Raw genomic sequence first — 25,018 nt, forward strand, 5'->3', positions numbered from 1 at the left:
AGCGCCGGTGGTGGCCGCCGCCGCGCTCGCCCAGCGCGCGGGACCGTGGCGAGATCCCGGTGCCCTTCCAGCTGCTCGTCTCCCCGATGCTCGACGATCGGACCACTTTGGACAGTACGCGCCCGGAGACGCTGGTGTGGTCGCCCGCCTCGAACCGGTTCGGCTGGACCGCCGACCTCACCGGGCTGCCACCGGCGTGGCTCGCCGAAGCCGGGGTCGGCCCGCCGCGCTGGTCTCTGCCATGGTGGTGCCATGAGTGACGTGGTGGTGATCACCGGTGCGGGTGGCATGGGCTTGGCTATCGCGCGGCGGCTGGCCGGTGGGCGCCGGACCGTGCTCGCCGACTTCAGCGAGCCGACCCTGACCTCGGCGGCCGAACTGCTGCGCGGCGAAGGGCACGACATCACCACGCGGGTGCTCGATGTGTCCGAACGCGACTCGGTGGCCGAACTGGCCGGCGCGGCCGCCGCGCTGGGCCGCGTGACGCACGTGGCGCACACCGCGGGAGTCTCCCCCGCCCAGGCCCCGGCGGAAACCGTGCTGCGCGTCAACCTGCTCGGCGTCGCGCTGGTGCTGGACGAGTTCGCCCGCGTGATCGCCCCGGGCGGGGCGGGCGTGGTGATCGCCAGCATGGCCGGGCACCTACCGCTCGAACTGACCTTCGAACAGCAGCACGCGCTCGCCACCGCGCCCGCGGCCGAGCTGCTCGGCCTGCCGTTCCTGACGGCTGTGACATCCGCCCAGCTCGCCTACCCGATGTCCAAGCGCGCCAACGCGTTGCGCGTGCAGGCCGCGGCGAGCACCTGGGGCCGGCGGGGCGCGCGGATCAACTCGATCAGCCCGGGGGTGGTCGCCACCGCGATGGGCCGGGCCGAACTCGACGGGCCGTCGGGTGACATGGTTCGCGCGCTGATCGCCCGGTCCGGCACCGGCCGCATCGGCACGCCGGACGACATCGCCGACGCGGCGGCCTTCCTGCTCGGCCCGCAGGCCGGCTTCATCACCGGCACCGACCTGCTCGCCGACGGCGGTGCCGTCGCAGCGACGCGGTTTCCGCCGGACTGACTACCGCCGCGGCGCCACCAGGCCGGACTCGTAGGCGAGCACCACCAGCTGCGCGCGGTCGCGGGCGCCGAGCTTGGTCATGGCCCGGTTCACGTGGGTCTTGGCAGTCAGCGGGCTGATCACCAGCCGCCCGGCGATCTGGTCGTTGGACAGGCCCTGCGCCACCAGCGCCACGATCTCGCTCTCGCGCTTGGTCAGTTCCGCCAGCCCGGCACCGGCCGCGGGTGGCAGGCTGACGAACCGGTCGATCAGCCTGCGCGTGATCGACGGCGAGAGCAGTGCGTCACCCCGCGCGGCGACGCGCACCGCGTGCAGGAAGTCCTCCGGCTGGATGTCCTTGACGAGAAAGCCCGCCGCGCCCGCGCGCAACGCGTGGTAGACGTACTCGTCCAGTCCGTAGTTGGTCAGGATGACCACGCGCACCCCCGCCAGCGCCGGGTCCGCGGCGATGCGCCGGGTGGCTTCGATGCCGTCCACGCCCGGCATCTGGATGTCGATCAGCGCGATGTCCGGCAGGTGCCGCGCGGCCAGCGTCACCGCTTCGGCGCCGTCGGCGGCCTCGGCGACCACCTCGATGTTGTCCTCGATCTCCAGCAGCGCGCGGAATCCGCTGCGGATGAGCGGCTGGTCGTCGGCCAGCAGGACCCGGATCACGGCACCCGCTCCACCGGCAGCTCGGCTTCGACGGTGAACCCGCCCTCGCCGCGCGGAGCCGCGCTCAGCCGCCCGCCGAGCGCGGTGACCCGCTCGCGCATGCCGAGCAGTCCGACGCCCGGCTCCGGCGTGGTGTCCGGGGTGGCCGTGCCATCATCGTCGATCCGGATGGCCAGCGCGCCGGGCCGGTGGTCGATGCGGACCGACGCGGTGGCGGCGGCCGCGTGCCGGACGACGTTGGTCAGCGACTCCTGCACGATCCGGTAGGCGGTCCGGCCGACCGCGGCCGGGACGTCACCGTCTCCTTCGATGGTCAGCCGCGCGTCGAGGCCGTTCGCCTGCGCGCGCCGCACGAGGTCCGGGACCTCGGCGAGGCCGTGCGGCGGGCTGCGGTCGTCGTCGCGCAGGGCTTCCAGCGTCGCCCGGAGTTCCCTGGCCGCCTCCCGCCCGGCTTCCCGGATCGCCAGCACCGCCTCGGGCACCTCCTCACCCCGCTTCCGCGCCACGTGCACGGCGGCCTCGGCCTGCACCTTGATCACCGAAATCTGGTGCGTGAGCGAATCGTGCAGCTCGCGCGCGATGTGCAGCCGTTCCTCGTTGGCGCGGCGGCGCGCGGTTTCCTCACGCGTGCGCTCGGCTTCGTCGGCCCGGCGCTCGGCCTGCCGCAGCGCTTCCCCGGCGGCGCCGGCCGCGATCAGCCACGCCACCTCCAGCACGTCCCTGGACTGCGTGAACACCGCACCCATCGGCAGTTCGTGGGGCGAGAGCAGGATCGCGAGCGGCAGCACGGCCAGCATGAGCACCGACGCCACCACCGTGACCACGCGGTGCCCGGCGCGCATGGCGGCGTACACCGCGAACAGGTAGGCGACCACCGGCACGTCGAACCCGGCGGCCTGGTACCCGAGCGCGCAGACCCCGGTCACGGCCAGCACCGCCACCGGAGCCCGGCGGCGCGCCACCAGCGCCAGCCCGCCCGCCACCAGCAGCGCGTAGCCGAGCGGCGCGAGTTGCCCCGGCGCACTGTCCTGTCCGGACAGTCCGGCGATCAGCAGCGACGCCGCGACACCGGCGGCGATCACCCAGTCCCCGGCTCTTCCCATGCGTGCACCCTAATCGGCGCCCGGCCCGGCCGAGTCCTCCGCGCAGAGGCATTTCCGCCTACCACGAACGCGGTACGAACTGCCTGCGCTCGCACGACGACCGAACCCGGGGCGGGCGGCGATTCTCGGCAGTGTCCACCACCTCGGATCGAAGGAGAACCGCCATGTCCGTGTTACTCGCCGCCGACGTCTACGGCATGACCCCGGGCCGGATCGGGGCCATCGCGGGTGCTGTCCTCGGCTTGATCGCCGTGGTCGCCGCCGGGCTGGCCTTGGCTCGCCGCATCGGGCGGCGTGGGGCCGCCGTCGGCGTGGCCTGCGGGGTCGCCGCGATGGCCACCGGCGGGCTGGTGGTGCTCACCGCCGACGGCGGGCTCGGCACCGGCAACGGCCTCGGCGGCGGTGTGGTGGCGCTCGGCGTCGGCCTGCTCGGCGTGGCGCTGGGCGGGCTCGCCCTGCGCCCCAAGCCCGTCCAGCGCTGACCCGCTAGGCGCGGTCCAGCGCGGCGAGACAGCGCTCAGCCTGCCGCCGCAGCGCCACCGCGAGGTCGGGTGGCCCGCTGACCAGCGTGAAGCCGGTCTGCATCGAGGTGATCATCCAGACCAGGTCGTCCGGGGTTTCGGCGCCGAGGTGCACCAGGCAGCTGTGCTCGTCGACGGCTTCGACCGCGCCCATTCCCGGCCACACCCGATCCGCGACGGCCTCGGCCGACTCGTGCAGCCGGACCGTCGCCTGGCACACCCAGGCCCGCGCGGAAAGCTGGTGCGACAGATAGGCCGCCACGTCGTCGTAGGGCAGCTCGCGGGGCGTGAACCGGGGACCGGCGGGCGGTCGCGGGCGGAGCCGGTCCACGCGGAAGGTGCGCCAGTCGTCCCGGCCGGTGTCGAAGGCGACGAGGTACCAGTGCCTGCCGAAGTTGACCAGGTGGTACGGCTCGGCGGTCCGGCGCGAAGCTCCGCCGCGAGCGCTGGTGTAGTCGAACCGCAGGCGCTCGTGGCGGCGGCACGCGTCGGCGATGGTCATCAGCGCGTCCGCCGAGACCTCCGGGCCGGGCGCCACCCCGGCGCGCACGGTCGCGGTCTGCAGCGTGTTCACCCGGTGCCGCAACCGCGACGGCAGCACCTGTTGGAGCTTGGTGAGCGCACGCAACGCGGTTTCCTCGATGCCGGTGACCGAGCTGCTGGTGGCGGTGCGCAGCCCGACGGCCACCGCGACTGCCTCGTCGTCGTCGAGCAGCAGCGGCGGCAGCGAGGCACCCGCACCGAGGCGGTAGCCGGGTGTGCCGCGCAGCGCGTGCACCGGATAACCGAGTTCGCGCAGGCGTTCCACGTCCCGGCGCACGGTCCGCGTGGTGACGCCGAGGCGTTCGGCCAGGTCGGCGCCCGGCCAGTCCCGGTGGGTTTGCAGCAGCGACAGGAGCTTCAGCAGCCGCGCGGAGGTTTCCAGCACGAGTTTCATTCTGCCCGATCGTTAGGACCGGAGCTGTCCTAAGCGGCTTCTAGCGTTGCTCCCATGACACCGGACATCCGCCCCTTCTCGATCGACATCCCGCAGGCCGAGCTCGACGACCTCGCCGCCAGGCTGGCCGCCACCCGGTGGCCCGGCGAACTGCCCGGCGTCGGCTGGACCCGCGGGGTGCCCGTCGCCTACCTGACCGAGCTGGCCGAGTACTGGCGCACCGAATTCGACTGGCGGGCCCAGGAAGCCGAGCTGAACGCGCACCCGCAGTTCGTCACCACCATCGACGGCCAGCGCCTGCACTTCCTCCACGTGCGCTCCCCCGAACCGGACGCCACTCCCCTGGTCCTGCTGCACGGCTGGCCCGGCGGCGTGACCGACTTCCTCGACGTGCTCGGGCCGCTGTCGGACCCGCGTGCCCACGGCGGCGACCCGGCCGACGCCTTCCACCTGGTGGTGCCGTCCCTGCCGGGGTTCGGCTTCTCGACGCCGCTGGCCGGGCCGGGCATGAACGCCGCGAAGATGGCGAGCGTGCTCACGCGGCTCATGGCGGCGCTCGGGTACGAGCGTTACGGCGTGCAGGGTTACGACACCGGTTCGTGGGTCGGGCCCGAAATGGGCAAGCAGGATCCGGAGCGCGTGATCGGCGTGCACCTCAACGGGGTGATCGCGTTCCCCGACGGCACCGAAGGCGAGCTGGACGGCCTGCCCGAAGCGGACCAGCGCCGGTGGGAGGCGATGGAGAACTTCAACGACGGTTACCTGCAGTGCAATTCGAAGCGCCCGCAGACGGTGGCCTACGGGCTGCACGACTCACCGGCCGGGCAGCTGGCGTGGATCGTGGAGAAGTTCAAGGAGCTGACCATGCCGGAGGACGGGCTGCCCGAGCAGTCCGTCGACCGGGACCGCATGCTCACCACCATCGCGCTGTACTGGTTCACCGGCACCGCGGGCTCGGCGGCGCAGATCTACTACGAGGAGACCTCGGCGAAGGACTGGACCGAGTCGGCCGGCGAGCCCCCGGCCCGCGTGCCGACCGGGGTGCTGCTGTCCGCGCACGACGTCACCATCCGCCGCTGGGCGGAACGCGACCACCACATCGTGCACTGGACCGAACTCGGCCACGGCGGGCACTTCCTCGCCATGGAGGCCCCGGACGCACTGGTCGGGGACGTGCGTGAGTTCTTCCGGAAGCTTCGCGAGCACGCTCAGCGGGAGATCCCCGGCGGGCTCGAGAAGTAGTAATCGTCGTCTTCCGCGGGAGGCTCAGCGCGAACGGTGGAATCGCCGGTGGCCGCCAGCCGCTCCCGGATCAGCTCCAGCGCCGGGCCCTCGCCGGTGTACTCGGTCATGATCTCGAGCACCTGCCCGGTGGCCTCCCGCTGCGCCTGCCGCGCGGTGGTCATGATCAGCCGCGCGAGCTGGTCGGCTTCGAGCGAGCGGGCGGCGGCGGTCAGCCGGAGGTCCTCCAGCGCGCCGCCCGCCCCGACCGAAACCGACACCTCACCCCGCGGTGAGGTCGCGCTGCCGCCGACCTGGCTCAGGTTCGACCGGACCTCCTTCGCCGTGGCGTCGATCCCTTCGCTCATCGCGAACTCCTCACCACGGTGGCCAGTTCTTCGACCGCGGCGCGCACGGCCGTGCGGTGCAGCGGGTTCACGCTCAGCCAGCCGTCGGCCGCCGTGTCCACCCTGACCCTCCCTTTCGGACCGTCCAACCAGGACAGTTCGGCCCCGGCCCGCCCGCTGCGCCCGCCGGTGCGCCGGGTGGCGCCGAGCTGCCCGCGCCCGGTCAGCGGCACCAGCAGGCCGACCAGGCTGTCCAGTGCGGACGGGTCACCGCCGTGGTCGCGGAAGAGGTCCCGCAGCTCCTGCTCGCCGAACTCCTCCGCCGACCGGGTCACCGCCTCGACCGCACCGGCGGGCAGCGTGATCGGCATGGACACCGGCGCCGCCACCTCCGGCACCAGCTTGAGCAGTTCGGCGGCCAGCGCCGCGTCGTGGAACCGCCGGACGCCGGCCCGTTCGGAGCCCAGTTCCTGCCGGAGGAACAGCACCGAGGACCGGTAGACCAGCGCGGCGATCATGGTGGTGCGGTCCGCGTCGACCAGCACCAGGTCGAGCGTGCCGCGGTGCTCTCGCAACGCGGTGACCACCTCCGCCGCCACCCCGACCGGCCCCGTGTCGTCGGCCAGCCCGCGCACCAGCAGCGCCTCCCCGGCGGCGGCGAACAGGACCTCGCGTTCCCCGGCGATCCGCCCGTAGGACGGCACCCGCAGCGGGAACGGCAGCGGCACCCCCGCGTGCGCGGCCAGCAGGTCCAGCTCCACCAGTCCGAAGTGGACGGTCTCGGCGGGTGCTTCGGCGGTCACCGTCATGCGCCGGTGTCCTCCGCCGAGCGCAGCACGCGCTGGTGGTCGGCCTCGGCTTCGGTGTAGCGGTCGACCGTCGCGTGCAGCGCGCGGTGGTAGTCGTTCAGGCGGCCGTCGGCCGCGGTGACCTCACCGGAGAGCCCGGATTCGCCCGCCGCTTCGCGCAACCGCATCGCCAGGTGCAGCGCGGGTGGCGCGGTGCCCAGCCGCGGCAGCTGCTCGGCCAGCCGGTTCGCCGAGGACACCAGGCCGGTGGTGCGGTCGCCGAGCGCGGCCAGCGCCGCCACCTGCGCGGTCAGCTCCTGCGGTTCCACCTGGAATCCACGCTGGGGTGTCGCCCCGGAAGTCAAGATCTCGGCTCCTCTGTGTGCCCGCTAGAGCCCGATGACCGGGCTGCTGGTCTTTTCTTCGACGTGGAACAGCTTCTGGTCGATGGTGGGCAGGCGGTTGACGTGCACCTCGTCGTCGTCGCCGTCGGCGCCCTGCCCGCGCGCGCCCGCGGCCCCGGGCAGCATGCCGTTCGCACCGGCGCCGCGCGTGCCCATCACCCCGGACATCGCGCCCCGGCCGGACAGGCCGCGGCCCAGCACCCCGCCGCCGCTCGACGTGCCCGCGTCCAGCGGGCCGGAACCGACCAGCCGGTTCCACGGCAGCCCGCCGCTGCCCGCCACCGCGCCACCGGCCAGCCCGCCCGCACCGGCGTACCCGGCCGCGGTGGTCGCGCCGTTCATGCCGCCCGTCGACGCGGCGCCCGCGGGGGTGACCTTCTGGCTGCTGTCCCGCAGGCTCGATTCGTAGCGCTGCATCACGTGCACCGCCTGCGCCTTCTGCTCGGCCGCACCGGCGCTGGCCAGGAAGTAGCTGGCCCCGCCTGCGGCGACGGCCCCGATCGCCGCGCCCATCAACGCGCCCGGACCGGCGCCCACCCCACCGGCGCCCGCGCCGACGACGCCACCGATGGCGGCACCCGCGCCCGCACCGGCGGTCGCGCCCGCCAGTCCCGCGCCGAGCGGGTCGTCGGCGGGCGGTGGCATGGAGTTGCGGGCGACCGCGAGCGCGTCACCGGCGTCCTGCGTGGCGCCCTGCACGGTGTTCGCGCGGCCGCCGATGTCCGAGGACTTGTCGCCGATCTCGCCGAGCCGGTTCGCCGCCAGCTCGGCCGCGCCACCGCTCCAGTTCGACCGCAGCGTTCCCCGCTGGGTGTGCAGTTCCTCGCCCTGCTCGGACAGTTCGCTGCCGTGCCGCCCCCACTCGGCCGCCATCGAGCTCACCTCGCCGACGTCGGCGTTGTCCCAGAGCATCTGGTAGAGCTCTTCGTGGGTGTAGGCGTTCCAGTTCGTGCCGCCGGGCGGGATCGGTGAGCCGAAGTAGCCCTCCCACACGTTGCGCAGCAGGTCCACCACGGGCTGCGCGAGCGCCCCGATCGGCCCGGCCTGCTCGAGTCCGGCGGTGGCGGCCGCGGCCAGGTCCTGCACTCCGGCGGAGGCCTGGCCGATCAGCGTTCCGTCACCCGAGTTGTCGGTCATTTCCCGTCTTCCATCTGCACTGGTGCTCTGGGACCCGACCGTAGGGCGACGCGATGAAATTCTGATGTAACGCCGATCTCGCCTACTCAGCCGCTGGTCACAGCCGCGCGGGTGCGCCGGGCCGCAGGCTGTCCCGCCGGTCGGCGGCCCGCCTGGTGACCGCGAACCGCTCCTGGACCTCGGTCAGCAGCGAGCCGTAGGTCTGGTCGGTGATCTGCCCGAGCGCCCGCTGGTGCAGTTCGAGCGCGACGTCGAGATTGCCCAGTTCCTGTTCCGCGGTGGCGAGCCTGGTCAGGCAGCTGACGTAGAGCTTGCCGTCCGAGACCTCCTTGGCCGCTTCGGCGCCCTGCCGCAGGCAGCGCGCCGCCTCGGCGAAATCGCCCATCACCAGCCGGACCGAACCGGAGTAACACAGCGTCCGGCCCACCATCGACGGATTGCCGACCTTCTCCCCCAGCGCGTGCGAACGCGCGAAGCAGGCGAGTGCTTCCTCGTGCCTGCCGTTGAGGTGGTGCAGGTACCCGAGGGTGGAGATGGCCCGTTCCGCCAGCCAGTCGTCGTGGTACTCACCGGCCAGCGTCAGCGCCTCGGACAGCCGCTCGATCGGTTCCTCGTACCGCCCGGCCAGCACGTCGAGCGTGGCGATCCCGGCCAGCGCCCTGGCCCCCTCCTGGCCGCTGCCGGTGTGCTCGCTGATCCGCAGCGCCTCGGTGAACCACTCGCGTGCCTGGTCGTAGTAGCCGGGCATGGCGTGCGCGAAGCCGAGGTAGAGCCGGACCGCCGCGGGCATCCGCGGGTCGCTCGCCTGGTTCGCCAGCGGCAGCACCAGTTGCACGGCGGCGCGGCATTCGTCGTACCGGCTGAGCCGGACCAGGTAGTCGACCACGCTTTCGGCCAGCCAGCACGCCTGGTCGGCCCGGCCGACGCCGACCGCGTAGGCCACCACGTCGCTGAGGTCACCGGCTTGGTCGAGCCACGCCGTCGAGTCCCGCCAGCCGGTGAACGGCACGCCGTCGAGATCGGGGCCGCTGGGAAAGCTCGCCAGGCCGCACTCGCTGGCGTACCGCCCGGCGCCGATGTAGAGGTTCAGCACGGCGTTCCGCGCGGCCTCGACCACCTCCGGCGCTTCTTCGGCGGCCAGCCGCCGCGCGTACACCGCGACCAGGTCGTGCGGCCGGTAGCGGCCCGGCGCCGGCTGCTGCAGCAGGCTGGTGTCCACCAGGCTTTCCAGCGCGTTTTCCGCCTCCGCCACCGAAGAGCCGAGCAGCGCGGCGAGCGCCAGCCGGTCCAGTTCCGGGGTCGGCGCGAGCCCGAGCATGCGGAACGCGCGCTGCTCGAAGGCGGGCAGCTGCTCGTAGGACAGCCGGAACGCCGCCTCCACGCTGCGGTCCTCGGCGGTCAGCTCGCCGAGCCTGCTGCCGTCGTCGGCCAGCCGCGAGACCAGGTACTCGAATGTCCACATCGGACGGTTCTGCAGCCGGGCCCCGGCGATGCGCAGGGCCAGCGGCAACCGGCCGCACAACCGGGCCAGCTCGCGCACGGCCGCCTGCTCGCGACCCGCCCGCGCCCCGCCGACGATCCGGTTCAGCAGGTCCTGCGCCTGCTCCAGATCCAATGGTCCCAGCGAAACCCGGCGCGCGGTGTCCAAACCGGACAGGCGCCGCCTGCTGGTCACCAGCACCCGGCTGCCCGGCCCGGCGGGCAGCAGCGGACGCACCTGCTCGGCGCCGGAGGCGTCGTCGAGCACCAGCAGCAGGCGCAGCGAAGCGGTCGCCGCCCGCCAGTGCGCGGACAGCTCATCGAGATCGTCCATGGCCTGGTTGTCGTCCACGCCGACCGCGCGCAGCAGCCGCCTCAGCACGCGGGACGGGGCCAGCGCCGGCTGCCCGTCGCTGTGCCCGTGCAGGTTGACGAACAGGCAGCCGTCCGGGCACTGCTCACGCAACTGCTGCGCGGCACGCACCACCAGCGCGGTTTTCCCGGCACCGGCGACGCCGTCCACCGCGGCGATGGTCACCGCGTCGTCCTCCACCGGCGCGGTGAGCACGGCCAGTTCCCGGTCCCGGCCCGCCAGTTCCCCGGCGTCGAGCGGCAGTTCGACCCTGGCGCGCCGCACCGGTTCCTCGCGCCGGGTCGTGACCCCCAGCAGCGCGTCGTCCCCGCGCAGGATCGCCTGGTGCACCTGCTGGACTTCGGCGTCGGGCTCCATGCCCAGTTCCTCGACCAGCCGCTGCCGGAGCTTCACAAAAACCTCGAGCGCGTCGGCGCGGCGCCCGGCGGCGTAGTAGGCGCGCATCAGCAGCCCGGCCAGCGTCTCGTTGCGCGGGTGGGCGGCGCTGAGCACGGACAGCTCGTCGATCGCCTCGGTGTACCAGCCGAGGCGCAGCTGCCAGTCGACCTTTTCCTGCGACAGCACGATCCGGCGTTCGGTGAGCCGCCAGCGCTCCCCTTCGGCGAACGGGCCGGGCAGGCCGTCGAGCGGTTCGCCCTCGTACAGCGCGAGTGCCGTCGAATACAGCTCGACGGCCGCGGCCAGATCACCGGCACGCCCGGCTTCGGCGCCACGCGCGGCGATTTCCTCCAGCCGCACGGAATCCAGTTCGATCCCGTCGGCGGCGAAGCGGTAACCACCGCGTTCGCTGGCGATCACCGTGTCCGCGTCCACACCCGCGGCCGCCAGCGCCCGGCGCAGCCGGAAGACGTACCCCGGCACCACCTTCACGCCGGTGCCGGGTGGTTCGTCGCCCCAGACGCGGTCGAGCAGCTCGCTCTTGCCGAAGGTCACCCCCGGGCGGAGCAGCAGCGCGGCCAGCAACGCCTGCTGGCGCACCGGGCCCAGGTCCAGCGCCTGGTCGCCGTGCCAGGCACGCAGCCTGCCGAGCACGGCGAACCGCAGCCCGGTCACCGGGCCGCCCGGCCGAGCAGGTGCAGGATGACCTGCCGGTATTCGGCCTTCACCCGTGGTTTGTCCGCCTCGGCGGTCTCGGCCAGCGCGAGGCCGGCCCCGCCGAGGAGGTGGAAGGTCAGGCGGGTCATCGGTTCCCCCGGTAGCGCGTCGCCCTCGCTGGTGGCGAGCATCGCCCGCACCAGTTGCTCGATCAGCCCGTAGGCGTACTTTTCCTCGAACTCCAGCCACCGGCGGAAGCCGAACGCCACCGGTGCCTCCCGCCAGACCACGTGCCCGTACACCGGGTCGCAGCAGCATTCGAGGAAGGCATCGACGGCGGTGGCGGCGGCCTGCCACGGATCGGCGGCGCCCGCCGCGGCCTCGGTGACGCGATGCACCAGGTCGGCCTGGAGTTCTTCCACCACCGCTTCGAACAACGCGGCTTTCCCGGCGAAGTGGTGGTAGACCGCGCCGCGGCTGGCCTGGATGTCGGCGGCCACGTCCTCGAGCGTGGTGGCGGCGAACCCGTACTCGGCGAAGCGGCGGGTGGCGGCGTCCAGCAGCGCGGCCCTGGTTGCGTCCGAATACAACGCGCGCCGGTTCCGGAGCGTGGACATGCGCGCAGTATATGACCTACGCGGTGTATGTCCCGGACTCCGGGTAGGTCCCGGAAGAGAGCCACGGACTCGTCCCGGCCTGTCCCGGACGGCTCGCCCCGTACCCGGACACCGCGTGGGCTGCTTGCCTTCTCGGCGTTCCCCCGATGGAAAGGAGTGGCATGTCGTCCACGTCAGGAAGGCGGGTGGCGCTGGTGGCCGCCGCCGGTGTGCTGATCGGTGTCGCGAGCATCGGGGTCGCCGCGTAACCGGTGCCCTCGGCCGTCGCGATCGTCTACGGCGACTATTCGTGTTCGCGCCCGGCGGCACCTGCTTGCGGGCTGTACCTACTAGTATGTAGGTTCACGGCCATGCCTCTGGTGAGAATTGACGCGCTCCGCGCGACGCCCGAGCGGCTCGAAGCGCTCGGCCAGGCCGTGCACGAAGCTCTCGGTGAAGCGATCGGCATGCCGCCCGACGACCGGTTCCAGATCCTGACCAGCCACGACGGCACCACCAGCCAGCTCCGGTACGACGACTACCTCGGCATCCACCGCGACGAGGACATCGTCTACATCCAGATCACCCTCCGCGCCGGGCGCACCCCGGAGCAGAAGATGGCCCTGTACCGCCGGATCGCCGAACTCGCCCACGAGTACGCGGGCATCGAACCGCGGAACGTCTTCGTGGTGCTCACGGAGAACGCCTCGATCGACTGGTCCATCGGCAACGGCGAAGCCCAGTACGCGACCTAGTGCGCGTTTCACCAGTCTTGTTCGCGCTCTTCGCGCCCAGGCGGCCCCTGGCGGCACCGGGCCTTCGGCCGAGTACGCCCAGTACGAGGCCGAACGCCCGGCACCGCCAGGAACCACCTGGATCACGAAGCCCATCGAACAGACTGGTGAAACACGCCCTAACCCCGTCGCCGCGTGGCGAGCGCGAGTTGCTCCAGCAACGGCACCGTGCGGCGCCAGCCGAGGCACGGGTCGGTGACGCTCAGCTCCGGCCGCGGCTCCCCCGCCAAGGGCTGGTTGCCGTCGGACAGGTACGACTCGATCATCACCCCGGCCACCGCGTTGGCGCCTCCGGCGATCTGCGCGGCCAGGTCGGCGATCACCGCGGGCTGGCGGTTGTGGTCCTTGCCGCTGTTGCCGTGCGCGGCGTCGACCACCACGCGCGGCGGCAACCCGGCCGCGCGGAGCGCCGAAAGTGCTGCCGCCACGCTCGCCGCGTCGTAGTTCGGCGCCACGCCACCACGCAGCACCAGGTGCGCGGCCGGGTTCCCGGCGCTGTGCAGGGTGGTCAGCCGCCCGTCCGCCGCCACCCCGGGAAAGGTGTGCGGCAGCCCGGCCGCCTGGATCGCCTGCACCGCGGTGTCGAGACGGCCGGACACGCAGTTCTTCATCCCGATCGGCATCGGCAGCCACGAAGCCAGGTGCCGGTGCGGCTGGCTGGCCACCGTGCGCGCGCCGACCGCGCCCCAGCTGACCAGGTCCGCCACGTAGTGCGCGAGCACCGGGTCGACGAACTCGTACGCCAGCGGCAGCCCGGTGGCCGCCGCGTCGAGCAGGAACGACCGGCCGCGCCGGATCCCGGTGGCGATGTCGCCCTTGCCGTCGAGCGTCGGGTCCGGCAGCAGCCCGGTCCAGCCCGCGACGGTGCGGGGTTTCTCCAGGTACGCGCGCAGCACCACAACGAGGTCGTCGGCGTACCGCTCGGCGGCGTCGGCGAGCCGCCGCGCGTAGTCGAGCGCGGCTTCCGGGTCGTGCACCGAGCACGGGCCGGCCACCACCAGCAGGCGCCGGTCGCGCCGGGCGAGCACGGCGTCGATGGTGGCGCGGTGGCGGCCGACCGCTTCCGGCAGCGGCCGCCCGCCGGTGACCTCGGCGGGCGTGGGCAGGGTGTCCTGGTCAGGCATCCGGGGAGTCCTTCTCTCGGGGAAGGCGGAGCGCGCCGGCCGCGGCGACCAGCGCCAGGCCGAGCACCCACCAGAAGGCGTCGGCGAAGGCGGCGGGCAGGTCGGTCCCGCGCGCGGTCAGGCGGTGCTGCAGCACCACGGCCAGCGCCGCGGTGCCGAGCGAGCCACCGACGGTGTTGAGCAGGTTGAGCGCCCCGGCGGCGCGGGGCAGCTGGGCCGGGGCGATGCGGCGGTAGACGATGGTCATCACCGGCGCGCCGATCATCGCCGCGCCGAATCCCCGCACCAGCAGGGAAACCGCGATCACCGCGTCCGGCAGCCCCGGCCCGAGCTGGGTGAACGCGGCCGTGCCCGCGGCGACCAGCGCGATGCCGGTGAGCACCAGCGTCCGCGGGGCCACCGCGTCCACCAGCCGGTTCACCAGGAACGACCCGGCCAGCGCGCCCGCACCCTGCGGCGCCAGCAGCAGCCCGGTTTCCCACGCGGACAGGTGCTCGCCGGTCTGCAGGTACAGCGGCAGCAGGAACATCGTGCCGAACACCGACGCGCCCAGCACCACCAGCGCCAGCGCCGCGACCCCGAACGGCGGCCGCGCGAACAAGCGCGGATCGAGCAACGGGACCCGGGTCGTCCGCAGGCCGTGCACGGCAAACCCGGTCAGCATCAGCGCACCGAGCACCACGGCGAGCACCGCCGTCCACGACGGCACCGCCTGCTCGTGCCCGATCCCGGTCAGGCCGAACACCAGCACCGCCAGTCCCGGCGACAGCAGCGCGGCACCGCGGAAGTCGAACGGGGTGCGCTCGGCGGCGGGCGGCACCACCGGCACGAACCGCCGCGCCAGCACGATCGCCACCAGCCCGATCGGCAGGTTGACGTAGAACAGCCACGGCCAGTCCGCGAGACCGAGAACGGCACCGCCGAGCAGCGGGCCGAGCACCGGCGACAGCAGCGGCACCACTCCGACGATGCTGATCACGCGCCCGATCCGGTCGCGCCCGGCGGCGCGGGCGAGCAGCGCCTGCCCGGTCGGTGGCAGCAGCCCGCCCGCCAATCCCTGGAGCACGCGGAAGGCGATCAGACTGGGCAGCGACCAGGCCAGCGCGCACAGCAGCGAGCCGAGCAGGAACCCGGCCACCGCGAGCAGCCAGACCCGGCGGCCGCCGAAGCGGTCGGCCAGCCAGCCCGATGCGGGCACGGCGGCGACCACCGCGAGCAGGTACGCCGTGCTCACCCACTGGATGCCGGTGACCGGCGCGCTGAACTCGGCCGCGAGCTCGGCCACGCCGACCGACACGATGGTGCTGTCCAGCGTGGCCATGAACGTGCCCAGCACCAGGACAAAAGCCGTGCGCCACAAGGCCGCGCCGACGGGCGGGCTCACCGTGCTCACAACACCACCGAAGCGTCGTCGTCGAACCGGGCCGGGAACTCCCGGAGCACCCGCTGCAGTTCGGCGGCCAGCGCCGCGGCCTCGTCGGCGGTGAACATCCCGGCCTGGTAACCGAGCACACCGGTCCAGCCGGTTTCCGCGGGCACCACGGTGACCGTGACCGGGTGGTGCGTGCGCTCGCGGAACCGCGTGCCGGTGATCCGCAGGCCCGGCGCGGGCTCGGCCAGCTTCGCCGGGTCCACCGGGTAGTTCTCGAACACCACCAGGCTGTCGAACAACGGGCGCCTGCCAGTCAATTGCTCCAATTCGGACAGTCCGATGTGGTGGTGCTCGGCCAGGTTCTGCTGGCGCGCCTGGAGATCGGCCAGCACCTCGCCGAGCGTGCCGGTCCAGCGGGCGCGGACCGGCACGGTGCCCGCCAGCAGCCCGATGATCTCCTCGACGCCCGGGAAGTCGGCCGTGCGGCCGGAAACCATGGCCCCGAAGCAGACGTCACGGCGGCCGGAACGCGCGGCGAGCACCGCCGCCCAGGCACCCTGCAGCAGGGTGTTGACCGTCAGTCCGCGTTCCGCGCCCGCCTTGGTCAGCGCGGCGACCACCGGCGCTTCGACCTCGAACACCACGGGTTCGGCCGCACCGGAGGTCCGCGGCCGCCCCTGGGTGAGGTAGTCGCCCTCGCCGACGCCGTCGAGTTCCTCACCCCAGGCACGCAGCCCGGCGTCCTGGTCACGGTCGGCGCGCCACTGGAGGTAACGCGCGAACGGCACCGGTTCAGGCAGGGAAGCCCCGCCGTACAAGGAGAACAGCTCGGTGAGGATGCGTGGCGCGGACCACCCGTCGGACAGCACGTGGTGGCTGGTCAGCGCGAGCACGTGACGACCGGGCGCGCGGCGGAGCACGGTCAGCCGGAGCGGCGGGCCGCTCACCAGGTCGAACGGTTCCGCCAGGTCCCCGTCCAGGGCGGCTTCCACCGCACCGTCCGAATCGGACACATCGAGTACGCGGAACCCCGGCCGCGGCTCGGCCGGGATCACCTGGACGTCCGGCCCGGCCGGGAACACCGCGCCCAGGTTCGGGTGCCGCCGCACCAGCTCGATCCCGGCAACCCGCAGCGCGTCCACGTCCAGTGCGCCGGACAGCGAGAACGCCGCCTGCACCGGGTAGGTGTCCGCCGCGTCGCGCATCACCCGCTGCAACGGGGTCAGCGGCAGCACGTCAGCGACCGGGTACCGCGCTTCGAGCGCGTCGATGGCGGCCTGGTCCAGCCCGGCCAGCGGCACGTCCGACGGGGTCAGCCCGGCCCCGGCCAGCGCGCCCGGATCGGCGGCGATCCGGTCCACTGCCCGCCGGAGGCAGTCGGCGAGCGCGTCGATCTCCGCCTCGGTGAACAACGCGGACGGCCAGGTGAACCGGATGCCCAGGGCCTCGTCGCGGGCCATCGCGTTGATCATCAGCGCGTGCGGTAACGGCAGGTCGTCCCCGCCGCCGGAGCCGAGCGGGTCGGCATCCGCCGGTGGCTGCCACACGCCCTCGCCAGGCTCGGTGAAGCGCCCCAGATAGTTCCAACTGATCTCAGGGTCCACATCGGACTGGCCCGTAAGCAGCTGTTCCTTGACCGTTTTCAGCGCCCGCGCGGTATCACCGTCCGGCAACGCGATCCGCACCGGGTGCACGGCGGTGAACCAGCCGACTGTCTGCGAAAGGTCGCCCGTGCCGTCCCGGCCGTGACTTTCCAGCGCCACCACCACTTCCGGCAGGCCACGCCAGTCGCGGGCCGCCTCCGCGAGCGCGGTCAGCAGCACCGTGTCCGGTGTTGTCCGGTACGCACCGGGCAGCGTGGTGAGCACGGCACGCGTGGTTTCCGGATCGAGTTCGACCAGCCGGTGGACGGCCGTGGCGGCGGTGTCCCTGGCCGGGTCCAGCGCCGCCCGCCCGAGCGGCTTCGCCGGAGCCTTGGGCGCCGGCGGAACCTCGTTGTGCGCGCGGGCCCAGCCCAGGAACGACTGCCCGTGCCGCGCGAGCGGCCCGCCGGTCCGGTGCAGGTGCTCGAGGTCGTCGAGCAGGATCCGCCACGACACCGCGTCGACCACGATGTGGTGCGCGACCAGGACGAGCCTGCCGAGCCGCTCCGGCCCGGCGTCGAGCCAGACCACGCGCAGCAACGGGCCGGTCCGCAGGTTCATCCGCGCCCTGGCGGCGGCGATGTGCTCGTCGGCCAGCGCGCGCAGGTCGGAATCCCCGGCGCGCACGTGTTCCAGCACGTCGGCGCCGGTGACCGCGCCCGGCTCGGGAATGCGCAACGCGTCCTCGACGAGATGAGCCCGCAGCACGTCGTGCCGGGCGAGCACCGCGTCGAAGATCCCCCGCCACGCCGCCACGTCTCCACCGGCGGGCACACAGACCTCGACCCACTGGCAGAACCCGTTGGCGGCCTCGCCGCTGCGGCGCAGCAGTTCGCGCATGATCGGGGTCAACGGGGCGTCGCCGACCGCGGGCGCCTCGGCGGGCGCGTCCGGCACACCACCGCAGCGCGCGGCGATCCCGGCGACCGTCCTGCCTTCGAACACGTCGCGTGCGGTCAGCGTCAGCCCCTCGCGCCGGGCGCGGGAGACCACGCGCAGCGACACGATGCTGTCGCCGCCGACGTCGAGGAAGTTGTCGTCGAGCTGCACGTCCTCGGTGCCCAGGATTTCGCGGAACACCCGCAGCAGCACCGTTTCCGCCTCGGTGGCCGGTTCACGCGCGGGGGCAACCGCGCGAGACTCCGGCGCGGGCAGCGCGGCGCGGTCGAGCTTGCCGCTGGGCCCCAGCGGCAGCCGGTCCAGGGTCACCAGCGCGGCGGGCACCATGTGCTCGGGCAACTCCGCGCCCAGGAATTCGCGGACCTCGGCCGGGTCCGGCTCGGCGCCGTCGGCGGGGATCACGTAGCCGACGAGCCGTCCTTCACGCACGATCACCGCGCACGCGCGGATCTGCGGGTGCCGCGTCAACGCGGTCTCGATCTCGCCCAGTTCGATGCGGAAGCCCCGGATCTTCACCTGGTGGTCGGCGCGGCCGAGGAACACCAGGTTGCCGTCGGACCGCCAGCGAACGAGGTCCCCGGTCCGGTACATGCGCTCCCCCGGAGGCCCGAACGGATCCGCCAGGAATCGTTCCGCGGTCAGCCCCGGCCGGTTCACGTAACCACGCGCCACCTTCGGCCCGGCCAGGTACAGCTCACCCGTCACGCCGACGCCGACCGGCTGCAACGCGCTGTCCAGCACGTACGCGCGCACCTCGGGGTCGGGCAGGCCGATCGGCAGCGGGCCGGGGTCGTCCGGGTCGTAGTGCCAGGTGACCGAGTTGATGGTGACCTCGGTCGGCCCGTAGGCGTTGAACAGCGCCCGCCGGTCACCCCACCGGCGCGCCAGTTCGGGGTCCAGCCGCTCGGCGCCGACGACAAAGAACACGTCCGGATCGACCGTGCGGTCGTCCGGCATCGCGGCCAGGAACGACGGCAGCAGGTTCACCCCGGTGACCCGGTGCTCGGCGATGTAGTCGAGCAACTCGTCCCCCGGCACGCGCACCTCGGCGGGCGCGATCACCGACGTGCCGCCGGACAGCAGCGGCAGCATGAACTGCCAGAACGCCACGTCGAAGCTGGTCGAGGCGAAGTGCAGGTACCGCTCGCGCTCGCCGATGCCGACCACGTCCTCCTGCAGCGCCACCAGGCTCGGCAGCCCGCGGTGCGGGACCGCGACGCCCTTCGGCTTGCCCGTGGTGCCCGAGGTGTAGATGACGTAGGCGACCGAATCCGGTGTCCGGTCCCGCCGCGCGTGCACCGGGTCCTCAGTGGACAGTCCGTCGAGCGCGCCGGGATCCACCACTGGCAGCTCGCCCGGCGGCTCGCCAGTGGTCACCACCGCGGCCGGGGTGATGTCGCCGAGCATGTAGGCGAGCCGATCGGCCGGGTAGTCCGGGTCCATCGGCACGTACACCGCGCCCGCCTTGAGCACGCCGAACAACGCCACCACCATCTCGACGTCCCGGTCGAGCAGCACAGCGACGGCGTCCTGCGGCCGCACGCCGCGCTCGATCAGGGCGTGCGCGAGCTGGTTGGCGCGCCGGTCCAGTTCCCGGTAGGAAAGGCTGCGATCACGGCACACCACGGCTTCCGCGTCGGGGGTGGCCTCCACCCACCGCGCGAACTCCTCCAGCGCGCCACCGCGTTCCCGCTTCGGCTCCGCTCCTTCACCGAGGCGCAGCATGCGGTCGTGCTCGTCCGCGTCGAGTGCGCGCAACCGCGCGACCGGCCGGTCGGGGTCGTGGACGATCTCGTGCAGCAGGTTCCGCAGCCACCGGCCGTAGGCACGCACCGTGGCCTCGCCGAAGGCGTGCGGCTGGTAGCCCAGGCCGAGGACAAACTCGTTCTCGCCGGGAATGACGATCACGGTCAGCGGGTAGTGCGTCGCGTCGGTGATGTCCACACCCACCAGGTCCAGCCCCGGTGCCAGGGTGGCGCGGTTCCGGCTGGACAGCGGGAAGTTCTCCATCACCAGCATGGTGTCGAACAGCTCGCCGATCCCGGCCGCGCGCTGGATGTCCGGCAGCCCGGCGTGGTGGTGTTCGGCGAGCCGGACGCTGTCCTCGTGCACCCGGCCCAGCAGCGCGGCGGCGGAGTCACCGAGGTCGAACGCGACGCGCACCGGGATGGTGGTGCCGAGCTGGCCGATGGTGGTTTCCACGCCGTCGACCTCGGCCGGGCGCCCGGACACCGGGCAGCCGAAGAGCACGTCGTGGCGACCGGTCAGCTTGCCCAGCAGCAGCCCCCACGCGGTCTGGAACACCGTGGTCGGCGTGACGCCCCTGGCCCTCGCGAAGGCTCGCAGCCGCTCGCTGAACTCCGGGCCCAGCCCGACGGTCACCCGCTCCGGGCGCTCCACAGTGGACTCCACCCCGGCGGGCGCGAGATGGGTGCCTTCGTCCACTCCGGACAGTGCGGACCGCCAGGCGGCCAGCGACTCCTCCTGGTCACGACCGGCCAGCCAGCGGTGGTACTCGGCAAGCGAAGGTGCTACCGGCGCGGCCTCACCGCCGCCGAGTTCGGCGTAGGTGGCCAGCAGCGTGCGCCCGACCAGCGGCATCGACCAGCCGTCGAGCAGCGCGTGGTGATTGGTGAGCACCAGCCGGTGCTCGCGCTCGGCCAGGCGGCACAGCAGGAACCGGATCAGCGGCGGCTCGTTCGGGTCGAACGGGCGCGCCAGCTCGGTCCGGCAGTGCTCGCCGAACAGCGCCGGCGCCTCGGAGTCCTCGGACAGGTCCTCGAACCGCCAGTCCAGGCTGACGTCGGCGGGCACCACCTGCACCACCTCACCGGCGGCCGTGGTGTGCAGGTGGACACGCAGGGCGGGATGCCGTCGCAGCAGTTCCGCGGCGGCGGCGCGCATCCGCTCCGGGTCCAGTTCGCCCTCGAGAAAGGTCTTCGCCTGCACCACGTAGACGTCGGTGTCCCGCTCCCCGCGGACCAGGGTGTGGAACGAAAGCCCGGCCTGCAGCGAGGTCGCCGGAAGCACGTCGTCGATGCGGCCGCGGCGTTCCAGCGCGTCGATGGCGGCCTGGTCGAGCTGAACGAACGGGAGGTCCGACGGGGTGAGTCCGCCCTGACCGCCCTGCCCGGCCAGCTCCTCGAGCGCCGCTTCCCAGGCTAGCTGCAGTTCCGCCACCGCCGAGGGCGGCAGCACCAGGCTCGCCGCGGTCCATTCGACGGCCAGCCGGGGCGCGCCGCCGTCCTCGTGCACGAAGCAGTTGAGCGCCAGCACCTGTTCGAGTGCCTTCGCGGGCGGCTCGACCACCGAGAACGCGTCCCGCTCCGGCAGGCGCCAGCCGGTGCCCGCGGGAGCCGAGAAGCGCCCGAGGTAGTTCAGCAGCACGTCCGGCGGCGCGGTGGCGCCGAATTCCTCGCGCGTGAGCGGATCGAGGTACCGCAGCACGCCGTAGCCGACGCCGCCGTCCGGCACCGCGCGCTTGGCTTCCTTGACCGCGCGCAGCAGTTCGGCCGGACTGCCAGTGGCGGGCAGGCGCAGCGGGTACTCGCTGGTGAACCAGCCGATGGTGCGGGCGAGATCGGTCCCGGCCTGGTCGCGGCCGTGCCCCTCCACGGTTACGGTGATCGCGTCGGCGGGCCGCCACGACCGCAGGGCCAGCACCAGCGCGGTGAGCAGGACCTCGTCCACGCCCGCGCGATAGGCGGCGGGCAGCGTGGTCAGCAGCGCCTCGGTGAGTTCCGGGGACGCGATCGTGGTCGAGCGCTCGGCGGTGGCTGCCACGTCCAGGCTCTTGTCGAGTGGGCGCGACCCCAGCCGGAAGGTGTCGGCCGTGGCACGCCAGTGGTCGAGTTCGGCCCGGCGCGCCCCGGTTTCGCCCTGTTCGGCGAGCAGCAGCGCGTGCCGCCGCCAGGAGGTGCCGACGGGTTCGAGCGAGCCCCCCGTGCACGCGGCGTGCAGGTCGGGCAGCAGCACCCGCCACGACACCCCGTCCATCACCAGGTGGTGCACCACGATGACCAGCCGCGATGCGGCGGGCAGCCAGGCCAGCCGCACCAGCTCACCCGCGGCCGGGTCGAGCGCGGCCGCGAGCCGTCCGGCCACCTCGGTCACGTCGGCGGGCCCGTCGATTTCCTCGACCAGCGGGGACGCGCTGCCCCGCGGCCGCACCACCAGCTGCCCGGCCGGATCCACGATCAACCGCAGTGCGTCGTGGTGGTCGAGGACCGCGCGCAGGCCGTCCCGCAGGCTGGTGAGCGACACCGGTTCGTCGAGCCGGAGCGCGGTCCACTGCGCATAACCCGCCACCGCGCCGAGATCGGGATGCGGGCTGAGCAGCGCACGCACGATCGGCGGCGCGGGCACCGGGCCGGTCGGCTCGTCGGGCACCTGCTCCGGTTTGCCGCCGAGTTCGGTGCTCGCCGCCGCCAGCGCGGCGAAGCTCCGGCGCGCCAGCAGATCGCGGGGCCGCAGTTCCAGCCCGCGTGCCCGCAGGCGGCTGCTCACGCTGATCGCGGTGATGCTGTCACCGCCGAGCGCGAAGAAGTCGTCGTCCACGCCGACGCGCTCCACGCCGACCACCTCGGCGATGGTTTCGCACAGCAGCCGTTCGCGTTCCGTGCTCGGCGCGCGGCCACTACCGGACACCCGGGGCACGGGCAGCGCGGCCCGGTCCAGCTTGCCGTTGACGGTCACTGGAAGTTCTTCCAGGACAACGACAATCGCGGGCACGAGGTGATCGGGCAGGCGTTCGGTGAGCGTCGCGCGCACCTGCTCGGGCGTGATCGCGGCTCCGGCGGCGGGCACCACGTAACCGACCAGCCGGGACGCGTGCACGGCCGCGGCCGCCGCGCTCACCCCGGCGACCGCGCCCAGCGCGGCTTCCGCCTCACCGAGTTCCACGCGGTGGCCCCGGATCTTGAGCTGCCCGTCGCGGCGCCCGAGGTACTCCAGCCCGCGGCCCGGAACCCAGCGCGCCAGGTCGCCGGTGCGGTACATCCTCGCGCCGGGCTCCCCCACCGGATCGGCGACGAAGCGTTCCGCGGTCAGCCCCGGTTGCCCGAGGTAACCACGTGCCAAATGCGGACCGGCCAGGTACAGCTCCCCCGCCGCGCCTTCGGGAACCGGGCGCAAAGCGTTGTCCAGCAAGCGGATCCAGGTGCCGGGCACCGGGAAACCGATGGTCGGCTCCGCACCGGAGAGCACCGCGCTCGTACTGTCCACAGTGGTCTCAGTGGGCCCGTACATGTTCCGCGCGGTGACCCCTGATTCGACCACGCGCCGCCACAACGCGGGCGGCGTCGCCTCCCCGCCGAGCACCAGCAGGGTCAGCGGGTGCCGGTCCAGCAGCCCGGCGTCCACCAGCGGCGCGGCCATCGACGGCGTGGTGTCCAGCACGTCGATCCCGTCGCGGACGCAGGCGGCCAGCAGTTCGTCGGCGTCGCGGGTCACATCGGTGTCGTAGAGGTGCAGTTCGTGCCCGCACAGCAACCACAGCAGCTGGTCCAGCGCCGAGTCGAAGGCGAACGAGTAGGTGTGCGCGACCCGCAGCCGCCTGCCCGCCGCCCGCCCGGCGTCGGCGACGGTGGTGTGCCGGTGGCGGTGCACCAGCTCGGCGAAACCACCCGCCCGGCACAGCACGCCCTTCGGCCGGCCGGTCGAGCCGGAGGTGAAGATGACGTAGGCGAGGTCGTCGGCATGCCGGGACACGGACAGCGGCTCGCCGGAGAACGCGGTCAGGTCCAGTTCGCCGAGCCGCAGCGCGTTCTCGAACCCGGAACCATCGGTGACCACGAGCGCGGCGCCCGCCTCGGTGATCAGCTCGCGCAGGCGTTCCGGCGGGTGCTCGGTGTCCAGCGGCAGGAACGCGGCCCCGGCGTCCAGCACCGCCAGGAGGGCGACGACCAGGTCGGCGGAGCGCGGCAGTGCGAGCGCCACCACGTCGTCCCTGCCCACTCCCCTGGCCCGCAACGCCCTGGCCAGCCGGTGCACGCGCGACACCAGCTCACCGGCGGTCAGCCGCCCGTCCCCGTGCACCAGCGCGGTCTGTCCGGAGTGGACGGACAACTCGGCGAGCAGGCCCGGCACGTCCAGCGGTTCACCGGGGACCGCAGGTGTGGTCCAGGCGTCGAGCAACGCCTTCCGCCCGGCATCGCCGACCAGATCGACCTGGCCGATCCGCGGTTCGTCCGGCCCGGACAGCGTGGTGACCAGCGTCCGCAGCGCGGCCAGCTGCCGCTCCACCCCGGCCTGGTCGTGGGTGCGGGCGTCCACCTCGAAGCCGAGCAGCAGGCCACCGTCGCCGTGCGGCAGCACGCTCAGCCCCATGTCCTCCGGCGGGCCGCCCGCCACGTTGCGCATCACGCCGGTGGCGCCGGCGAACTCGATGGCCAGGTCGAAGGCCTTGAGATTGATGCCGCGCCCGTGCAGCAGCGCGCCCGCGCCCGGCACGGCCAGGTCCTGCGGCAGGTTCTCGCCGCGGTAACGCTGGTGCCTGCGCATGTCCCGCAGCGCCGCCGCGACGCGCGCGGTCAGCTCGGCCAGCGTGTCCGCCCCGGTCACCGCGACCCGCAGCGGCAGCACGTTCACCGCCATCGCCGGGGTCCGCAGGGCCGTGCCCGTGCGGCACATCAACGGCATCGCGAACACCACGTCGGTCCGCCCGAGCACGCGATGCAGGAACGCGGCGTACCCGGCGATCAGCGCCTCACCCCAGGTGGTGCCCGCGCTTTCGGCGACCACGCGGAGGCGGTCCACGTCGGCGGCCGGGAGCACGGCGCGGGCGGTGAAGGTGCGCTCCGGCAGCCCGGTCGCGGTGGTGGCGTCGTCCAGTTCCGGCAGCGGGGTGAACCGGTCACGCCAGTACTCCCGGTCCTTCCGGGCCTTCTCGCTCTCCCGGTACTCGCGGTCGGCGGCCACCACGTCGGCGAACCAGCCGAACGACGGCGCCGGCGGCGGATCGCCCCGCACCAGCGCGGTGTAGTGCGCGCCGGTGCGGCGGGCGAGCATGGCCGCGGTGTACCCGTCGAACACCAGGTGGTGGCCCAGCTGCGTGAACCACACCCGGCACGGGCCGAGCCGGATGACCGTGTGCGTGAACAACGGCCGGTCCACCATCGCGCGGCACGCCTCGGCGGCGCGGTGCCGTTCGGCCTCGACCAGCGCGTGCGCCGCGGCCACCGGATCACGCTCGCCGCTGAGGTCCACGATCTCCGGCAGTGGCACCGGTTCCGCCGAGATGACCTGGACCGGACCGTCCACAGTGTCCAGAACGCGCAGCCGCAGGCTCTCGGCCTCCTCGGTGGTGCGGCGGATCGCCTCGGCGATCAGTGCCGCGTCCACCGGTTCCCCGCCGTCCACCTCGACCACGTCGCCGACCAGGTAGTACGGCGAATCCGGTTCCAGCCGCTGCGCGTTCCAGATGCCGAGCTGCGCGCTGGTCAGCTCGAGCACGGCGGTCTCGGGATCGGCGTGGGCAGTGCTCAACTCGCGCTCCTGGGAATTCGGGGGTGGACGGGCCCGCGCG

17 protein-coding genes are annotated in these 25,018 nt (G+C 73.3%); 5 read left to right on the plus strand and 12 right to left on the minus strand.

What is annotated here, in order from left to right; translation table 11 throughout:
• The first annotated feature begins 59 nt into the window (after window positions 1-59).
• Complete coding sequence (locus tag A4R43_RS09885) at window positions 60-260, plus strand: alpha/beta hydrolase family protein (RefSeq protein WP_113692050.1); 201 nt, start codon at window positions 60-62, stop codon at window positions 258-260.
• Window positions 253-1,065: an SDR family oxidoreductase gene (locus A4R43_RS09890; RefSeq protein ID WP_113692051.1), complete on the plus strand. Its 813-nt coding sequence runs from the start codon at window positions 253-255 to the stop codon at window positions 1,063-1,065. The genes A4R43_RS09885 and A4R43_RS09890 overlap by 8 nt, the downstream gene beginning before the upstream one ends.
• Here the strand turns inward: A4R43_RS09890 and A4R43_RS09895 are convergent, their stop codons facing one another.
• Window positions 1,066-1,719 (minus strand): response regulator, encoded by a 654-nt coding sequence (locus A4R43_RS09895; RefSeq protein WP_113692052.1) that lies wholly within the window; start codon window positions 1,717-1,719, stop codon window positions 1,066-1,068. It abuts the gene before it with no gap.
• A complete protein-coding gene (locus A4R43_RS09900) occupies window positions 1,716-2,822 on the minus strand; it encodes a sensor histidine kinase (protein WP_113692053.1) in 1,107 nt (368 codons plus the stop codon). Before A4R43_RS09900 ends, A4R43_RS09895 begins: the two co-directional genes overlap by 4 nt.
• A 164-nt stretch (window positions 2,823-2,986) precedes the next feature.
• Here A4R43_RS09900 and A4R43_RS09905 point away from each other — a divergent pair, with 164 nt between their 5' ends.
• Complete coding sequence (locus A4R43_RS09905) at window positions 2,987-3,304, plus strand: DUF6223 family protein (protein WP_113692054.1); 318 nt, start codon at window positions 2,987-2,989, stop codon at window positions 3,302-3,304.
• Between the two features lie 4 nt (window positions 3,305-3,308).
• On the opposite strand, the gene A4R43_RS09910 is transcribed toward A4R43_RS09905, so the two are convergent.
• Complete coding sequence (locus tag A4R43_RS09910; RefSeq protein WP_113697469.1) at window positions 3,309-4,271, minus strand: helix-turn-helix transcriptional regulator; 963 nt, start codon at window positions 4,269-4,271, stop codon at window positions 3,309-3,311.
• A 63-nt stretch (window positions 4,272-4,334) separates the two neighbouring features.
• Here A4R43_RS09910 and A4R43_RS09915 point away from each other — a divergent pair, with 63 nt between their 5' ends.
• Window positions 4,335-5,522 (plus strand): epoxide hydrolase family protein, encoded by a 1,188-nt coding sequence (locus A4R43_RS09915; protein WP_113692055.1) that lies wholly within the window; start codon window positions 4,335-4,337, stop codon window positions 5,520-5,522.
• Here A4R43_RS09915 and A4R43_RS09920 read toward each other — a convergent pair.
• The 6 genes from A4R43_RS09920 to A4R43_RS09945 form a co-directional block, all read right to left on the minus strand.
• Window positions 5,489-5,869 carry a YbaB/EbfC family nucleoid-associated protein gene (locus A4R43_RS09920; protein ID WP_113692056.1) on the minus strand — a complete coding sequence of 127 codons (381 nt, stop codon included), beginning with the start codon at window positions 5,867-5,869 and terminating at the stop codon, window positions 5,489-5,491. The genes A4R43_RS09915 and A4R43_RS09920 overlap by 34 nt on opposite strands.
• Window positions 5,866-6,657, minus strand: a complete 792-nt coding sequence (locus tag A4R43_RS09925; RefSeq protein WP_113692057.1) for an ESX secretion-associated protein EspG — start codon at window positions 6,655-6,657, stop codon at window positions 5,866-5,868. The genes A4R43_RS09920 and A4R43_RS09925 overlap by 4 nt, the downstream gene beginning before the upstream one ends.
• Complete coding sequence (locus A4R43_RS09930; protein WP_236808872.1) at window positions 6,654-6,965, minus strand: hypothetical protein; 312 nt, start codon at window positions 6,963-6,965, stop codon at window positions 6,654-6,656. Before A4R43_RS09930 ends, A4R43_RS09925 begins: the two co-directional genes overlap by 4 nt.
• 60 nt (window positions 6,966-7,025) lie before the next feature.
• Window positions 7,026-8,177 (minus strand): WXG100 family type VII secretion target, encoded by a 1,152-nt coding sequence (locus tag A4R43_RS09935; protein WP_113692059.1) that lies wholly within the window; start codon window positions 8,175-8,177, stop codon window positions 7,026-7,028.
• Window positions 8,178-8,274: 97 nt separating this feature from the next.
• Window positions 8,275-11,082: an AfsR/SARP family transcriptional regulator gene (locus tag A4R43_RS09940; RefSeq protein ID WP_162788400.1), complete on the minus strand. Its 2,808-nt coding sequence runs from the start codon at window positions 11,080-11,082 to the stop codon at window positions 8,275-8,277.
• Complete coding sequence (locus A4R43_RS09945) at window positions 11,079-11,681, minus strand: TetR/AcrR family transcriptional regulator (protein ID WP_113692061.1); 603 nt, start codon at window positions 11,679-11,681, stop codon at window positions 11,079-11,081. Before A4R43_RS09945 ends, A4R43_RS09940 begins: the two co-directional genes overlap by 4 nt.
• Before the next feature lie 350 nt (window positions 11,682-12,031).
• Here A4R43_RS09945 and A4R43_RS09950 point away from each other — a divergent pair, with 350 nt between their 5' ends.
• A complete protein-coding gene (locus A4R43_RS09950; protein WP_113692062.1) occupies window positions 12,032-12,415 on the plus strand; it encodes a tautomerase family protein in 384 nt (127 codons plus the stop codon).
• A 158-nt stretch (window positions 12,416-12,573) separates the two neighbouring features.
• Here the strand turns inward: A4R43_RS09950 and A4R43_RS09955 are convergent, their stop codons facing one another.
• From A4R43_RS09955 to A4R43_RS09965, 3 genes are read right to left on the minus strand one after another with little or no spacing between them, the layout of a single operon-like run.
• Window positions 12,574-13,578, minus strand: a complete 1,005-nt coding sequence (locus tag A4R43_RS09955) for a 3-deoxy-7-phosphoheptulonate synthase (protein WP_113692063.1) — start codon at window positions 13,576-13,578, stop codon at window positions 12,574-12,576.
• Entirely contained in the window at window positions 13,571-14,971 is a 1,401-nt protein-coding gene (locus tag A4R43_RS09960; protein ID WP_236808874.1) for a DHA2 family efflux MFS transporter permease subunit, read from the minus strand. The genes A4R43_RS09955 and A4R43_RS09960 overlap by 8 nt, the downstream gene beginning before the upstream one ends.
• Window positions 14,968-24,978: a non-ribosomal peptide synthetase gene (locus A4R43_RS09965; RefSeq protein WP_113692064.1), complete on the minus strand. Its 10,011-nt coding sequence runs from the start codon at window positions 24,976-24,978 to the stop codon at window positions 14,968-14,970. Before A4R43_RS09965 ends, A4R43_RS09960 begins: the two co-directional genes overlap by 4 nt.
• Between the last annotated feature and the right edge of the window lie 40 nt (window positions 24,979-25,018).

This window comes from Amycolatopsis albispora, from assembly GCF_003312875.1.
Lineage (GTDB): Bacteria > Actinomycetota > Actinomycetes > Mycobacteriales > Pseudonocardiaceae > Amycolatopsis > Amycolatopsis albispora.

What these genes read in the sequence shown, in the direction of transcription:
- A4R43_RS09950 (WP_113692062.1), top strand. Translation starts at nt 12,032, where the DNA reads ATGCCTCTGGTGAGAATTGACGCGCTCCGCGCGACGCCCGAGCGGCTC.
- A4R43_RS09945 (WP_113692061.1), bottom strand. Translation starts at nt 11,681, where the DNA reads ATGTCCACGCTCCGGAACCGGCGCGCGTTGTATTCGGACGCAACCAGG.
- A4R43_RS09890 (WP_113692051.1), top strand. Translation starts at nt 253, where the DNA reads ATGAGTGACGTGGTGGTGATCACCGGTGCGGGTGGCATGGGCTTGGCT.
- A4R43_RS09935 (WP_113692059.1), bottom strand. Translation starts at nt 8,177, where the DNA reads ATGACCGACAACTCGGGTGACGGAACGCTGATCGGCCAGGCCTCCGCC.
- A4R43_RS09925 (WP_113692057.1), bottom strand. Translation starts at nt 6,657, where the DNA reads ATGACGGTGACCGCCGAAGCACCCGCCGAGACCGTCCACTTCGGACTG.
- A4R43_RS09955 (WP_113692063.1), bottom strand. Translation starts at nt 13,578, where the DNA reads ATGCCTGACCAGGACACCCTGCCCACGCCCGCCGAGGTCACCGGCGGG.
- A4R43_RS09920 (WP_113692056.1), bottom strand. Translation starts at nt 5,869, where the DNA reads ATGAGCGAAGGGATCGACGCCACGGCGAAGGAGGTCCGGTCGAACCTG.
- A4R43_RS09915 (WP_113692055.1), top strand. Translation starts at nt 4,335, where the DNA reads ATGACACCGGACATCCGCCCCTTCTCGATCGACATCCCGCAGGCCGAG.
- A4R43_RS09905 (WP_113692054.1), top strand. Translation starts at nt 2,987, where the DNA reads ATGTCCGTGTTACTCGCCGCCGACGTCTACGGCATGACCCCGGGCCGG.
- A4R43_RS09900 (WP_113692053.1), bottom strand. Translation starts at nt 2,822, where the DNA reads ATGGGAAGAGCCGGGGACTGGGTGATCGCCGCCGGTGTCGCGGCGTCG.